This is a genomic window from Escherichia sp. MOD1-EC6300 (assembly GCF_002965045.1).
In the GTDB taxonomy this organism is placed as follows: Bacteria; Pseudomonadota; Gammaproteobacteria; order Enterobacterales; family Enterobacteriaceae; genus Escherichia; species Escherichia coli_F.
This window is the reverse complement of record NZ_PTRH01000005.1, coordinates 56,686-71,700: the sequence shown is the minus strand read 5'-3', so window position 1 is coordinate 71,700 and position 15,015 is coordinate 56,686. Positions and strand designations below refer to the sequence as shown.

Below are 15,015 nucleotides of genomic sequence, written 5' to 3'. Positions count from 1 at the left end.
CCGGCGTACGAATCCACACCAGGCATATAATCATTCGCTACGGCGGGCAATAATTTTTAGCGCAGCAATATTATGCGTTTTACGCCGTAACTGATCCAACCGTCTCATCCCTATTCGCCTGTCAGCGGCACGCAGAATATTCACTAACCCCCATTTATCGCTGGTACATTGTTTCGTTAACAGCTCCGCTTTTGGGGTATCAATATATTCACGCAATAAATCAGAAATTGAACAAATATCCGTCAGATAAGGATACCAGCAAGTTTCACCATGAAAATTACGCACTCCACCATTGCCTGCCATAAAGTCTTTTGGGTAATCCCAGATCACGTCTTTATCCAACGTGATCCAATAACGCGGTAAATCGGAGCTTCCACCATTTTGGCTGCGCATGGGATAACGGGTACAGTGAATTTGCAGGTTGATCGTTGGCGTCAGTAAGTCATAAATCTCCCTCTGTAACTTGCTCCAGGGGCGTTGTGTCATTGTTTTTCCTCAAGCCGGTTACGCGCTTCACTGCGAATTTGCCGCGTTGCCCCGGTTTTCACTAAATGACGTAACTGCGAAAGATCGGGCTGATCAACAAATAAGATTAATGATGCATCCTCCTTTAACCACGCCGTTTTCACATCGGCAGCCAACTGTGGATTATTAATAGCCAGCGCCCGATCCTGTGACTCAGTCAATGTCGTTAACAAAGAGGCTGGGGTATGTACATTGCGCAACGCCGTCTGCCGCAAATGATCATTGTGACTTTTCAGCAATCCGCACCACCATTCATCATCTGATTTATCTTTTATCGTATCCAGCTCCGCAAAAATATCGCTTTCCTCATGATTCCAGCGGTGTAATCCCCTTTCACTTTGTCTACGGGTGCTATTTTTCATACTGACAACAGACAACGCCCAGTCGGAGTTAAAACGATACTGTTGATCGAGTTTGTTGATAATTCCGGAGGGTAAATCTTCATTATCAAATAGCTGGTTTCGCATCCGATAGCGGTATTCAGCAGGTAAATAAACCAGTAAATCGATGGCATTATTAAACATCTCTTCGTCAATAATACCATTATCAATCAGCGCCAGCTGTACTTCGTAGGCTTGCTCTTGATCTTCTTGCCGTTTACTCATCATTAATTTTAAGGTGTGTTGCCATAATTGTTTCTTATACTCCAGAGGTAATAATTTATCGCGTGCCAGCTCATACCAGATGCTGGGAATGTCATGCTGATTCAGTAGATAACTAATCACTTCCTTCGAGGTCAGATAACGCATGCCGTCACGTAAGTTGTGCACATCTTCTTTTGCCAAAGTCAGTTGACGCGACTCCGGCAAAGCGACCAATAACGCCTTCACGATATTTTTATTTTCTTTATTATCCAGATACATTTGTTCTGCGATACGTTCAACATCCTCTGTCCTCAGGGTCGCTGACAGTTGGGTGATTTTTAGTTCAGTAAGCGTCCGGGCTAATGCTTGACGAACTTTCAGCGATTTATCTTTACTCAACAACACCGCTTGTTGTGCGGTTAAATCGGTTCCGGTAATTCTTTCGCGTAACTCCGGATCTTCGCTATTTATCAATTCATCGACCACTGCAGTTGGAACCAGCCAGGCGTAATCGTAATGGCTGATTAATGTCTTGCGCACACTGAGAAAAGGGCTTTGACTTAACGACACAACAATATCAGGAGAAAGATTATCCTGTCTGGCCTGCTCCAGCTGTACGCTCTCGACGGGTACAGACATTAATTTTTTATTCACTTCGGCGGATATATTGCTGTTTTTAACCAGTCCTCTGGCAACAGCTTCATCTTTAATTATTTCGTCGGTAAGCAAATGCATCTGTTGAGCGGGCCAGGACTGCGCCATCGATTCACGCGTCTGGTCATCGGGGTGCTGTAACAGTTGCAGCATAACGGCGGTTGACAAACGCTCTATATGAGTCAGAAAACGTGCCACCAGTGGATCTTCATGCTTTATTTTATCCGCAAGGAAATTATCGAGTTTCCCCGTTTCAATCCATTTTAATTTCTCATTAATTTCAGGAGCAGCTTTATCTCGAAAAAGAGGTAAACCCTGAACGATATTGTCTACGACGCTATCATAGTCAGGATACGCATTGGAAATATTATCGGTTTCGATTTCACTATGATCATAAAGATTAGGCGTCACCAGTGAATAAACTTTTTGAATATTCTCGTCCCAGTTATATTCTTCACCGCTTTCATCTTCATTGATATAAAACTCAGCTTTAATGACCTCAAATTGCGTTGCTTTATCGGAAACAATAATGCCTCGCGCGCTAATTCCTTTCATCACTTCAAAGTTGTGATCATTATAATCAGCATAAACCAAACCTTTCGCTGTCATCTGCCCTTTGACATACGCGAAATCATGATTAATAAAGTTGTCGACAATAACATTACCTAATACAATCAGATGACCATTACCTGACAGATAATCATCATAATCGCCGGAAATCGTTAAATTACCGTTCACCACCAATTTATTTTGATTGCTGAAGTTAGCGGGTAATGATAGGTCACCATTATGATAATACCAACGGATATTATCTTTCAGCATATAAGCAGCTTCCATACTATCGTTGGTTGCCGCTTTAACCACGTTGCGCTCATCTGCCGTCATAAGATGAAAGTCAGAGGTGATAAGGTCCTCGCTACTGATCCACTCTGTGGCACATGCATTGCCAGTCATAAAAAACACGACCATACAGATGACCAATATATTAATTCTATTCATAATCTTCACTGATATTTATATCAACCTTGATGAATTATGAATATATCGGAAATCGAAAAAATCGCAGCAAAGGAAATATTATTATGGGTTAAAGAGAAGATATTTCAGAAAAATGCCCTCCCGTTCATGGGGAAGGCGAGGAATTACAGATAGCGGCACAGATAAGAGGTGGGTTCGGCAACTTGCAGATGAAACTCGCTGTGACCGGGAACATTAAACACCGAACCGGCTTCATACACTTGCCAGTCGGTCGCGTCAGGCAGTAACACATTCAGCGCACCACTGATTACCGTCATCTCTTCAGGCTCAGCGGTGCTGAAGGTGTATTCGCCTTCAACCATAACACCCACGCTGGCGCGACCAGTGCTGCTGCTGGAAAAGCCGATCGATTTCACTTTGCCGGAAAAGTACTCATTACTTTGAAGCATAAACTGGCCCTGTCTGGTAGTTGAACATCTACTTCACTATAGGGGCCAGAGGCGCTGGCTGTCACGCAAAATTACACCAGTAATTCCGCAGCTAGCCTTGCAATCAATACGTTAGAGAGCAAGACAGGAACATCGAGCTGTTTTTGCAGTAAATCGCGATGACGCTGGTTAAATCCCAAACAATCCAGCATGATGACATCTGCGCCTTTTGCCAGTAATTCTTTCCCGGCATCAATGATTTTTTGTTCCGAATCATGAATGGGGTTACCCAATGAAAATACTGGCGGTTTCTGCAAAATTTGCCATTTTTGCGCCTGAACGGTCAGTAGCTCTTCAACCGGTACGATAACCCCCACCTGATGATCTTCAACAATAGATGAAACCAGCGGTGGCAATATTCGCGACGGCTCAAGAAAGATCGTATTACGCGCGGTCATACTCCTAATGTTTGCCGTACTCATTAATATAATGACGTCGTAACCCTGATTATCGAGCACTTCAACCACACCTTGCAGGTCTCGCTCCACTTTGCGACGCGAAACATGGGCCAGCTGGTTGTCATTTAATAATGTGAGAATTGTGTCTTCGCCTGCTTCTGGCGCGTACTCCGCCATCACTTCTTCGCGGCTTAACTTCCCCAGCAGGCTATGATGGGAAATATTATCTTCGTCAATGTATTCTGTCAGGAGCGGCAAAACTTCCTGCATAGGTACAATGCCGATGGTCAGGATCGCCAACGACGCACTCATTGTTCTTCCACCTTACTTTTATTTCGTCGTTAATTACCGGGCAAGCGCTAAGCACCACTGCCGACACTTACCTGTGCTACAAATGACAAAAAGCGTAGCAGCAGACCTGCACGGCATAATGTAAAGATTCCAAATGATTCCAGTAATGGATTGTTATTGTTTAATATTCTAATTATTTGAAAAACATGAATTGTGAAAAATGTGACGCAGATCCCTTGTGGTGGCACTCAGAATCCCTTCCGAGCAGTCTGATGCGGTCACTCTTTGTCAGGGTCCTCATAGCGTTTTTTCGCATCCATCGCTTCCTGAACGGTCGGATGTTCACTGATCAACGAGTCTGGTTTAGGATGATCGGCTCTGAGTTGGTACCAGGTTACCGTCTGTCCTGGCTTTCCTTTTTCAATCGTCACTATATATGCTTCACGAGGATAAGGCGGTTTCGTTGGCATCGTTCTTCCTTATTTCACGGGATGAACGTTAAGTATAGGCGCTCGAAAATCAACAATTGCTCGTCTGTGCCAGGGCGCTGCGAATTTCAGAAATCACCTGGCTGGGTTCGTTTGTTGCGTCGATGATAATATGCGCAACTTCGCGATATAGCGCATCGCGTTCTTCCAGCACTTCCTGAACTTCTTCGCTCAGCGGTTTCCCCGTTAAGGTTGGCCGTAAATCTTCTTCCGGTGCAGCTTGCAGTCGGTTAACCAGGACTGATACTGGCGCACACAAATAAACCACGATCCCGTTATTTTGCATAAAGTGACGATTAAATTCCGTCAGGATAATGCCGCCGCCCGTGGCGATAACGGTGGATGGCGCAGTTACCGCTTCCAACGCCGCCGTTTCTCTGGCGCGGAATCCCGCCCACTCTTCCCTTTCGACGATCTCCGCGACCGTCATATTGAGCTGTGATTGCAACCACTGGTCGGTATCGACAAATCGACGGTTAAGCGAATCGGCAAGGGCCATTCCGACCGTTGTTTTACCACAGCCCCGAGGCCCGATCAGAAAAAGAGGTTGTGTCATCGTGGGTTTTCCCCAATAGGTCGCAATGCGGCGAAAGCCGGTGTCATGAGAATAGCGATCATACCATCAAACTAGTACAATTTCGATTGTAAAGAAAAAATTCCACTTAAAGTGAAAATTTTAATACATCCCTTACTATACCAATAAATTTTCAAGAATGAAGTGTAAATAATAAATTACATTCAGCCACGACTACGTTGCACTTCCAGCCACCACTTCTCCAGCTCCGCGGCAAAGGCCTGGCGGTCACGTTGTGAAAGGCTATCTGGTCCCCCGGTCTGGATCCCACTGGCGCGTAAGGTATCCATAAAATCGCGCATCGTCAGGCGCTCACGAATGGTCGCTGGTGTGTAACGTTCGCCGCGTGGATTAAGCGCCGCAGCGCCTTTCTCGATGACTTCAGCAGCCAAAGGAATATCTGCGGTGATCACCAAATCGCCAGCTTCACACTGCCGGACAATTTCGTTATCGGCAACGTCGAAACCTGCCGCGACGCGCAGCGTTCGAATAAATCGCGAAGGCGGTACGCGTAAACTCTGGTTTGCTACCAGTACCAGCGGCATCTGCATACGTTCAGCCGCGCGATACAAAATCTCTTTAATTACATTGGGACACGCGTCGGCATCCACCCAAATTGTCATAAAGTCATCCTTTGTTGGGTAATTCTCTATTGTGTCGCGCTTTTGCCTTCCGGCATAGTTCTGTTTATGCTTCTGCCAGCGATTATCAAAACAATGAATTTCACGGCAGGAGTGAGGCAATGGAAAAGAAAATCGGTTTTATTGGCTGCGGCAATATGGGAAAAGCCATTCTCGGCGGTCTGATTGCCAGCGGTCAGGTGCTTCCAGGGCAAATCTGGGTATATACCCCCTCCCCGGATAAAGTCGCCGCCCTGCATGACCAGTTCGGCATCAACGCCGCAGAATCGGCGCAAGAAGTGGCGCAAATCGCCGACATCATTTTCGCCGCCGTTAAACCAGGCATCATGATTAAAGTGCTTAGCGAAATCACCTCCAGCCTGAATAAAGACTCTCTGGTCGTTTCTATTGCTGCGGGTGTCACGCTCGACCAGCTTGCCCGCGCGCTGGGCCATGACCGGAAAATTATCCGCGCCATGCCGAACACTCCCGCACTGGTTAATGCCGGGATGACCTCCGTAACGCCAAACGCGCTGGTAACCCCAGAAGATACCGCTGATGTGCTGAATATTTTCCGCTGCTTTGGCGAAGCGGAAGTAATTGCCGAGCCGATGATCCACCCGGTGGTCGGTGTGAGCGGTTCTTCGCCAGCCTACGTCTTTATGTTTATCGAGGCGATGGCCGACGCCGCCGTGCTGGGCGGGATGCCACGCGCCCAGGCGTATAAATTTGCCGCTCAGGCGGTAATGGGTTCCGCAAAAATGGTGCTGGAAACGGGAGAACATCCGGGGGCACTGAAAGATATGGTCTGCTCACCGGGAGGCACCACCATTGAGGCGGTACGCGTACTGGAAGAGAAAGGCTTCCGTGCCGCAGTGATCGAAGCGATGACGAAGTGTATGGAAAAATCAGAAAAACTCAGCAAATCCTGATGACTTTCGCCGGACGTCAGGCCGCCACTTCGGTGCGGTTACGTCCGGCTTTCTTTGCTTTGTAGAGCGCCAAATCTGCCGATTTCAACCACTCCCGATAGTGACTCATTTGTGGATTCAGCGGCGCGACACCCACACTAATCCGTAACATCACCTGCGGTGTATTCGGCAAACGTAACGTATTTAGCCCTTCATGTACCCGTAACATGGCGGTAATGGCGCTCTCAGCTGGCGTACCGGACATGATCACCGCAAACTCATCGCCACCAAACCGACCAATCACATCGCTACCGCGCAGGGTAATTTGTAATTGTCGGGTAAGCGCCACAATCGCTTCATCGCCCACATCATGGCCCCAGGTATCGTTGATGCTCTTGAAATGGTCGATATCGATAATCAGTAACGTCGCATCGCGGTTATGCCGCCGACAGTTATCAAATTCATTGCGTAACATAGTTTCCCAATGACGTCGGTTATACACGCCCGTCATACCGTCGCGGGTACTCATGACCTGCAATCGGCGTTTATGTTCCGCCAGTTTAGTCGCCGTCTGGTAGCTGACCCAACCAAACAGCAGAGGATAAATGACGATAATGGGAAGGGAGAGCCACCATTCCAGCGGCGCACTATTGAACGACACGGTGATACCCGTCAGTTCGAGGGTGACAAGGCAGGAAACCACCATCAACACCAGACCCGCGACAAACAGACGGGGGCCGCCTGCCCCCATCAAATTCAGACACATAATCATCAACATCGCGGTGGAAGGCAGCACGTTTACGCCCATTACGCCTACCCACATTCCCGCTAATACTGCATCGGTTTTTAAGTTATAAATTTCCCGGCTAAGCGGATCGACAGCCCTACTCGCAATCTGCCAGGCTAAATGCGGCCAGACGAACGCCCAGCCGACCAACACCAGCCACCACCAGCCCGGCGGCGGGTGCGAAACCAGCGTTGAAGCAATCGGTAAGAACATGCCAGCCAGGCCAACCGCGCGGGGTAGTCTGACGCGACGGGCGAAGCGCAGCCCGGACCGCTGATGTTCGTTTTGAGGAGTTAAAGGAGGTTCCTCCCCATGCGCCGCCGCTTTTTTGAAAAAGTTTTCATCATTCATTATTTTTGGGAACATTCAGAAACAATTTTCCCAAATTATAGAGACGGGGCTAAAGGCAGAAGTATGAAATTTCGGGTGAGCCATTTTCGTAGCTCACCCGTTAGCACTATCAGGTATCAGGCGGCTTTCTTGAGGCAGGCGCTCATAAACTTATTACGATCATCACCTTTCAGAGATTGTTGCGTTGCTTGATTATTACATTCGCGCATCTTTTGCTGCTGTGGCGTCAAACTTTTTTCACCAGGCGCAGACTTGCTGTTCTTCAGGCAATCACTCATGTAGGTCTTACGAGCATCCCCTTTCAACGCCTGCGCCGTCGCCTGCTGATTACAGGAGGTCATACGCTGTTGTTGCGGGGTTAAGGTTCTCTCGGCAGCGCCGACGGTGGTTAAAAAAACCAGTCCGAAAAGCAAGGTAACCAGTAATGTTATTTTCATAGCACCATCCCTCTTCATGTTTTAACCATGAGCGTTTGCGCCCGTGATCTGCCATTAAGTCTGGTTGCTAACCGCAAAAAAACCACCCGGCAGCGAAATTTCACCGCCGGGCGAGGTTTTATTTCAGCCCCAGGGCGGCTTTCATGGTGTAGAAGAGATCGGTCTGGTCGGTCAGTCCAACGACATTGGCGGCATGTGGGCCATACGCCGCAATACGCAGCTGACTACCGGTATGTTCTTGTGAATCCTCTTCGGAGTTCCCGTAACTCATCACCATCACTGCGCCATCTTTGGTATTTAGCGCCTGGGTGAGGCCCGGCGCTTTGGTGTCCGGCGCGACAATCTGGCTGGCGTGGGCGTGATCAGCGGTGACTATGACCAGCGTGTTGCCATCCTTTTTAGCGAATTCCAGCGCCCGTTGTACGGCTTCGTCGAGATCGACCGTCTCGCCAATTTGCCCACAAGGATTCGCCGCGTGATCCTGTTTATCGATTGATGCACCTTCAACTTGCAGGAAAAAGCCTTTCTCATTTTTACTCAACAATTCAATGGCTTTATCAGTCATCTGCGCCAGGGTCGGTACGCTGTCATTACGTTGCGGATTAGGCGTACAGGTAACTGCGGGCTTGTCGATATTGCCGTGGTACGTTGCTTTCGGTCCTTGCCAGCGCACTGGCATATTGCCGTCAGCAAACAGTCCTAGCAGGGGTTTTTGCTGGTTCGCTTCCGTCACCGCATTCAGTGAGGCAGCATCGCTCACCAACTGATAACCACGCGCCTGCGCCTGTTCACGCAGCGTTTTTCCCTGCCATTCACCGGCGGTTGCCGTTTCCGCAAAGGTTTTTGCGCCGCCGCCAAGCGTAACATCGGCACGGGCGTTAAGCAGCTGTTCGGTAATCGATCCTTTTCCGCCTTTTTCCAGCGCGTTACGCGGACATTTTTCACTGGTCGCGCTCGGACCGTAGCATTTGCGCGAAGTCACATGCGCCACCAACGCGGCGGGAGTGGCATCCTGCAACTCTGCGGTAGAAACGTTACCGGTCGCCAGCCCTGCGGCTTTTGCCATTTCCAGAATCGTTGGGTGATCTTTTTCATGAATATCGACACCCAATGCGCCGTTATAGGTTTTGACACCGGTTGACCAGGCAGTTGCTGATGCAGCCGAGTCGGTAACGTAGTCCGGTTTGCCGGTTTTTTTATTCAGCGCATAGTGAGTGTATTGCCCGGTAAGCGGTAAGGCATCAATACCTTTAAAAAAGCCGCCCGCACCTTCGGCATAATTACGTGCGGCAGTAATTTCCGAATCCCCCATCCCATCGCCAATCAGCAAAATAATATTTTTTGCAGGCTTATCGCTAAGAGAATCACGCAGAGCGGCGCTCTGATCACCCGTTAAGCGGCGAGCACCGCCGGGTGCAGTAATATCGCCCTGAGCAGCCCGGTTTTCCAGAATAGGCATTTCTGGTGTCCGGGCTTTTGTCACAGGGGTAAACAGTAACGGTAAGAGTGCCAGTGCAATAGTGCTTTGTTTCACTTTATTTTCTCCATGTACAAATACATTAAAAAATAAAAACAAAGCGACTATAAGTCTCAGCCGTGACAGCTTTATGACAGCTGTTGAAAAGATTACCTTTTTACTGACGAGGATGCTTCAATAACTTCTTTACATAATCGCGCAGCAGCTCCGTATCGTCGTCAGGAATGCTGGCATCGGGCTTTACCTCGTAAAGTGCCCCCTCAACCTGATCAATCAACCGCTGTTGGTCATTTTGCGCCATATTACGAAGCATTGCAGTGACGATAATCTCCAGTGCTTCTACCTGCGCGCACAGTTCTTTCGACTCTTCTTCTTTTTGGGCAAGCTTAAATAACAACTCAGCAATGAGATTTTTCATGTCTGTATTTCCTTATCCAAAGTATGGAGAAGTTAACATTATGCTTCACAACTTCATAGTGTCTGGAGGTAGTATTTTTATGACGAATGAAATACTTTGCGCAAATATTTTTTCCATATTTATCAGCGAAACGTTTCTCTTATTTAAATAAGTAACCATACAAAGTATAGGTTTTTAATTATCAACCTTTATTATAAGTAAAAGTTATGAAATATATTCTCTTTGCTAACTTATAATTAAGAGAAAAAAACTCACTGCATGGCCATTTAAACCAGGAATAAATTAGCTTCCCGTTCATCATTTTTGTGATCTTGCGCACATCTTTGAGATAACGCACTTTCTTCACCAGTACGTTGCACACTTTGTCAGTAGAAGATTGCAACATTCTGTCAGAAGGCCGCGAATCCCCCGTTTTGTCGTGGTAATGTATGCACTTTGTGTTAGACGGGATAGGTTTTCAAGATGGAAAAACTGCGGGTAGGAATCGTTTTTGGTGGTAAATCAGCGGAACATGAAGTGTCTTTGCAATCGGCAAAAAACATTGTCGATGCCATTGATAAAAGTCGCTTCGACGTTGTGCTGCTGGGCATTGATAAACAAGGGCAATGGCACGTCAGCGATGCCAACAATTATCTGCTAAATGCAGACGATCCTGCCCATATTGCGTTGCGCCCTTCGGCGACCAGTCTTGCGCAGGTGCCTGGTAAACATGAGCATCAGCTTATCGACGCACAAAACGGTCAGCCATTGCCGACGGTGGATGTCATTTTCCCGATTGTTCACGGTACGCTAGGCGAAGATGGTTCCTTGCAGGGAATGCTGCGGGTCGCCAATTTACCGTTTGTGGGTTCTGATGTTTTGGCGTCAGCGGCCTGTATGGATAAAGATGTCACCAAACGTCTGCTACGCGATGCCGGGCTGAACATTGCGCCATTTATTACCCTGACACGCACCAATCGTCAAAACATCAGTTTTGCCGAAGTGAAGTCAAAACTGGGGTTACCGCTGTTTGTAAAACCCGCTAACCAAGGCTCTTCTGTTGGTGTCAGCAAAGTAACCAGTGAAGAAGAGTACGCAATTGCCGTCGATCTGGCGTTCGAGTTCGATCATAAAGTGATCGTTGAGCAAGGGATCAAAGGTCGTGAGATCGAATGCGCGGTTCTGGGCAACGACAATCCGCAAGCCAGTACCTGTGGCGAGATCGTACTAACCAGCGATTTCTATGCCTACGACACCAAGTACATTGACGAAGATGGCGCGAAAGTGGTGGTTCCGGCAGCCATTACGCCTGAAATTAACGATAAGATCCGGGCAATTGCCGTTCAGGCTTATCAAACGTTGGGTTGCGCAGGCATGGCGCGTGTAGACGTGTTTTTAACCCCAGAGAACGAAGTGGTAATCAACGAGATCAACACACTGCCAGGCTTCACCAACATCAGTATGTATCCGAAGCTGTGGCAAGCCAGCGGTTTGGGTTACACCGACCTGATCACACGTCTGATCGAGTTGGCGCTGGAGCGTCACGCTGCGGATAACGCATTGAAAACCACAATGTAATTTTTAAATGCCCAATAACTGTTATTGGGCATTTAAGACTGTAAGATTGCCTGATGCGCTTTGCTTATCAGGCCTACAAGATAATTGCAATATACTGATTTTGTAGGCAGGATAAGGCGTTCGCGCCGCATCCGGCAAAAACAACGAGCACTTTGTCAGCCCCCAGAACGCCCAATCCTCTGTTATTGGGCGTTTTCAGTTTCTTCATCGCGACGACGAATAATCAGCCCCGCGAGCCAGAAACTAATCACCCACGTCACCAGACCAACGGCATAGGTCTGCCAACCTTTTGCTTCAAATCCCAGTAACCCCACCACGCCATTAAGAATGAATATCAGGCCAATGGCGAACGCATAGTAGTGCCAGTCACGGCGAATTTTTACAGGCAGACTCATGGCAGCTCCGTTAACGAAAAATAACATCTTCGCATAATCGATAACTTACGTCTGTGGGGTAGACAGCATTTCCCGTATCGTTAAAAAATTTAACTTAAAGTTACCTTTTTGTGACTCGTGACAAATATTCCCGCTTCGGGAATATTCCCAACATCAATTTACCATGATTCTGATATTGACAATCTTAATGACCTGTCAGACTTGCCATAAGCCGCTGGTATGACACCAGAAGAGAAGCAGATGACTTCCGGAGGTTTTTATGGCTGATTTCACCCTGTCAAAATCGCTGTTTAGCGGAAAATATCGCAATGCCTCTTCTACGCCTGGCAACATTGCCTATGCGTTGTTTGTGCTGTTTTGCTTTTGGGCTGGGGCGCAATTGCTGAACCTGTTAGTGCATGCGCCCGGCGTCTATGAGCGTTTAATGCAGGCTCAGGAAACAGGCCGCCCACGGGTGGAAATTGGTTTAGGTGTCGGTACCATTTTCGGGCTGATCCCATTTTTAATTGGCTGCTTCATTTTTGCATTAGTGGCGCTATGGCTGCACTGGCGACATCGCCGCCAGTAAGAGTAGGTTGTCAGATGCGGCCTAAAATGCCTTATCTGGCCTGGCGTTCCCTTTTGCTTACTGTTTCATACAACGCGCCCGCCGTTCGTCTACGCGCTTCGCAAACCAGGCCGTAGTCAGATTGCGGGTAATTTTCGGGCTTTCCAGTTGGATGCCGGGCAACATTTCGCGGGGTAGTGATCTACCCGTTTTCGCTTCGGCAAGTTGATAAACTTTCTTGTACAGCGCCGTCTCCTCAAAAGAGAAGCTGTCCCCTTTCTCTAACTGACGGCGAATTTCGCTGTCGCTCATCCCCAGTTTGCCTGCCAGTTTGCGCGTTGCCAGCTCTGTTTTCCCAGGTTCTTTACTGTCGTAACGAATTAAATCACCGTCCAGCGCCAGCTTCATGCCAGTGGCCTTACTGACCGCGTTCTGAAAAGCGGCATTACGGCTGGCGTACCAGCCAGCGTTAAAATCGGCAAAACGGTATATCGGCGCGCTATAACTGGCGGGATAATTCAGTAAATGGTAAGTACCGAACCACAATCCGCCGCGGCGACTGAAGACTTCCTGACGGACTGTACCGTCCATTTTCCACGGATACCCTTTGGTATGCTGTTCGGCAAACGCAATGCTGACCTGCATCGGTCCACCGGTACGTACCGGATTAAGCGAACCAAACAGCGTCTGCCCCATTGGCACCATGCTGATCAAATCGTCAAAAATCGCGCTTAATTGCTTTTCTGTACGCACAGAATCTAACCGCTCACTATAACTTTTGCCGTTTGGCGATTTGATTTTTAGCGCGGTATGAACCAGAAAAGCTGGGATGTACATCCGTTCGGCACGACGGTCAATCTCTTGCCAGGCGATCTTGCTTAAGCCTGGAACGGCCGGATCTGCCTGATAATTTGACTCCTGCTGCGCCACCGCCAGCACCGAGCAGACGTTTTCCAGCGTCGGTGCCAGCCCCTGACTTTCAAACGTGGTGGCAAGATCTTTCGCCCAGGCATCGCGGTCTTTCACACTCGCGGGCATCTTCTGCCGCACGACGCTCGCCACATCTATCGCTTTTTCGCCCTTTTTCAACGGTTGCGGAGCCTGACTACTACACCCTGCTAAAACCAGAACCGCCAATAACGAAAGCGAAGATAGATGATTGACGCGCGACATTACTTCTCCTTTTTAACTCAAGGTATGGGTTACTTCCTGAATTTTGTCACCATCCAGCTCATGTTCAAAGCTGCGCAGACGTTTGTAGATAGACATCAACTCAACCAGCGTGGTCCATGAGTTAATCAGGTACTGAAAAGCACCGCGAACCTGACCAAAAACGTTGGTAATCTGCGTCATCAGGCCGAGCGTAATCGTACCGGCAACAATCGACGGAAACAGCAAGAACAAACCGAAAACGTTATCGACCTGCAAATAGAGAATGCGGGCGATGTTGAAATACATATAGTGAAAATAGAGGCGGAAATAGTTTTTCCGCACGGCGCTAAACAGCTCGCGTACCGTAGGCGGCGTCGCGCGCGATGCATCGTCTTCACCATAAACCAACTCTTTACGGTAGGCAGCCTCTACACGCTGATTTTTAAACTCCAGTCCCGGCAGTTTGATCCCTACCACTGCCAGCAATCCGGTCCCCATCAACGACCATACGATAGCAGCAATCACCAGACCATACGGAATATGCCCGACAATCGGCAGCTCCGGCACATGCGCAGAGAGCGTTACCAGTACCGGCAGGAAGGCGATCAACGTCATGATAGCGTTGATAAAACTGACGCCCATATTCTCAAGCGTTGAAGCAAAACGCATGGTGTCTTCCTGCACACGCTGGGCGGCACCTTCGATATGACGCAGTTGTTGCCAGTTCGCCATGTAATATTCGTTCATCGCCGTACGCCAGCGGAACACGTAGTGACTGACAAAGAAGTTGTTCAGCACACTGATCACCACCGCGATCAGCGCAATCCCCAGAAAGACGCCCACTTCGCGGTAAAATTGTTCGATAGTGACTTTATGCGGCGAACTTAGCGCAGTTTGAATCAGATCATAAAACGGCGCATACCAGGCGTTGACGGCAACTCCAACTTCTACCAAAAACCAGGTGACGAAGATAATCAACGCAGTACCGAGTATTGACCAGTATTGCCAACGATGCGGGCTATAAATAAACCAGAACAGTGCAAAAAGCCCTACGCAAACAATGTAGTAAGCGTAAAAAATCAGGAAATCTAACGACCAGAAACGCGCGGCGCTAATTGGGATCTGCCCGGAAGCTCCGGTGATGCGCGCCACCCAGTCCCCCCCACCGGCTTGCCAGAAGATAACGGCAATCAATGCCCAAACAAAGGCCGAGAGAAAAAACGTTCCCGGCTTTGGGAAAAAAGACTTAAACATATGCACTCCTGCTAACTTCTTATCGTTTTAACAACTGCTGTGTATTAACCGCATGACCGCTACAAAGAATCAGCCAAATGAAACCGCCCATTGTGACCCATAGCAAGGCGCATAGTTCGCCAGCCTGAC

At 48.4% G+C, this 15,015-nt stretch carries 18 protein-coding genes; 3 read left to right on the top strand and 15 right to left on the bottom strand.

Translation table 11 applies throughout. The annotated features are described in order from the left end of the window. Nucleotides 1-30: 30 nt before the first annotated feature. From BGE37_RS09845 to BGE37_RS09805, 7 genes are all read right to left on the bottom strand, one after another. Nucleotides 31-486 (bottom strand): SF0329 family protein, encoded by a 456-nt coding sequence (locus BGE37_RS09845; protein WP_105277192.1) that lies wholly within the window; start codon nt 484-486, stop codon nt 31-33. After that, entirely contained in the window at nt 483-2,762 is a 2,280-nt protein-coding gene (locus tag BGE37_RS09835) for a DUF2773 domain-containing protein (protein ID WP_123057324.1), read from the bottom strand. The genes BGE37_RS09845 and BGE37_RS09835 overlap by 4 nt, the downstream gene beginning before the upstream one ends. 143 nt (nt 2,763-2,905) lie before the next feature. After that, complete coding sequence (gene ppnP / locus BGE37_RS09830) at nt 2,906-3,190, bottom strand: pyrimidine/purine nucleoside phosphorylase (protein WP_000941942.1); 285 nt, start codon at nt 3,188-3,190, stop codon at nt 2,906-2,908. Between the two features lie 71 nt (nt 3,191-3,261). Continuing rightward, entirely contained in the window at nt 3,262-3,939 is a 678-nt protein-coding gene (locus tag BGE37_RS09825; RefSeq protein ID WP_105287985.1) for an AroM family protein, read from the bottom strand. Nucleotides 3,940-4,196: 257 nt separating this feature from the next. Then, nucleotides 4,197-4,388 carry a protein YaiA gene (gene yaiA / locus BGE37_RS09815; RefSeq protein WP_001142441.1) on the bottom strand — a complete coding sequence of 64 codons (192 nt, stop codon included), beginning with the start codon at nt 4,386-4,388 and terminating at the stop codon, nt 4,197-4,199. Nucleotides 4,389-4,437: 49 nt separating this feature from the next. Then, complete coding sequence (gene aroL, locus BGE37_RS09810; RefSeq protein WP_105270953.1) at nt 4,438-4,962, bottom strand: shikimate kinase AroL; 525 nt, start codon at nt 4,960-4,962, stop codon at nt 4,438-4,440. 182 nt (nt 4,963-5,144) lie between these two features. Then, nucleotides 5,145-5,603 (bottom strand): YaiI/YqxD family protein, encoded by a 459-nt coding sequence (locus BGE37_RS09805; RefSeq protein ID WP_105270952.1) that lies wholly within the window; start codon nt 5,601-5,603, stop codon nt 5,145-5,147. Between the two features lie 119 nt (nt 5,604-5,722). On the opposite strand from BGE37_RS09805, the gene proC reads away from it, so the two are divergent. Further along, entirely contained in the window at nt 5,723-6,532 is an 810-nt protein-coding gene (gene proC, locus BGE37_RS09800) for a pyrroline-5-carboxylate reductase (protein ID WP_001295331.1), read from the top strand. Nucleotides 6,533-6,548: 16 nt separating this feature from the next. Here proC and adrA read toward each other — a convergent pair whose 3' ends face one another. The 5 genes from adrA to BGE37_RS25425 form a co-directional block, all read right to left on the bottom strand. After that, nucleotides 6,549-7,664, bottom strand: coding sequence for a diguanylate cyclase AdrA (adrA, locus tag BGE37_RS09795; protein WP_000484041.1), 1,116 nt, complete (start codon nt 7,662-7,664; stop codon nt 6,549-6,551). A gap of 101 nt (nt 7,665-7,765) precedes the next feature. Beyond that, nucleotides 7,766-8,086, bottom strand: coding sequence for a phosphate starvation-inducible protein PsiF (gene psiF / locus BGE37_RS09790; RefSeq protein ID WP_001295332.1), 321 nt, complete (start codon nt 8,084-8,086; stop codon nt 7,766-7,768). 118 nt (nt 8,087-8,204) lie between these two features. Then, nucleotides 8,205-9,620, bottom strand: coding sequence for an alkaline phosphatase (gene phoA / locus BGE37_RS09785; RefSeq protein ID WP_105277190.1), 1,416 nt, complete (start codon nt 9,618-9,620; stop codon nt 8,205-8,207). A 100-nt stretch (nt 9,621-9,720) separates the two neighbouring features. Next, on the bottom strand, nt 9,721-9,981 hold the full coding sequence (gene iraP / locus BGE37_RS09780) for an anti-adapter protein IraP (protein ID WP_000792970.1): 261 nt from the start codon (nt 9,979-9,981) through the stop codon (nt 9,721-9,723). 181 nt (nt 9,982-10,162) lie between these two features. Beyond that, the gene (locus BGE37_RS25425; RefSeq protein WP_001353412.1) at nt 10,163-10,366 is read right to left on the bottom strand and encodes a hypothetical protein; all 204 of its coding nucleotides are present in this window, start codon (nt 10,364-10,366) and stop codon (nt 10,163-10,165) included. 77 nt (nt 10,367-10,443) lie between these two features. On the opposite strand from BGE37_RS25425, the gene ddlA reads away from it, so the two are divergent. Beyond that, complete coding sequence (gene ddlA / locus BGE37_RS09770) at nt 10,444-11,538, top strand: D-alanine--D-alanine ligase (protein WP_000413662.1); 1,095 nt, start codon at nt 10,444-10,446, stop codon at nt 11,536-11,538. Between the two features lie 182 nt (nt 11,539-11,720). On the opposite strand, the gene BGE37_RS09765 is transcribed toward ddlA, so the two are convergent. Then, on the bottom strand, nt 11,721-11,933 hold the full coding sequence (locus tag BGE37_RS09765) for a DUF2754 domain-containing protein (protein WP_000056900.1): 213 nt from the start codon (nt 11,931-11,933) through the stop codon (nt 11,721-11,723). A 259-nt stretch (nt 11,934-12,192) separates the two neighbouring features. On the opposite strand from BGE37_RS09765, the gene BGE37_RS09755 reads away from it, so the two are divergent. Beyond that, entirely contained in the window at nt 12,193-12,501 is a 309-nt protein-coding gene (locus BGE37_RS09755; RefSeq protein ID WP_105277189.1) for a YaiY family protein, read from the top strand. Nucleotides 12,502-12,558: 57 nt separating this feature from the next. Here BGE37_RS09755 and yaiW read toward each other — a convergent pair whose 3' ends face one another. After that, nucleotides 12,559-13,653, bottom strand: coding sequence for a surface-exposed outer membrane lipoprotein YaiW (yaiW, locus tag BGE37_RS09750; RefSeq protein WP_105287984.1), 1,095 nt, complete (start codon nt 13,651-13,653; stop codon nt 12,559-12,561). Between the two features lie 12 nt (nt 13,654-13,665). After that, the gene (gene sbmA, locus BGE37_RS09745) at nt 13,666-14,886 is read right to left on the bottom strand and encodes a peptide antibiotic transporter SbmA (protein ID WP_001353414.1); all 1,221 of its coding nucleotides are present in this window, start codon (nt 14,884-14,886) and stop codon (nt 13,666-13,668) included. Between the last annotated feature and the right edge of the window lie 129 nt (nt 14,887-15,015).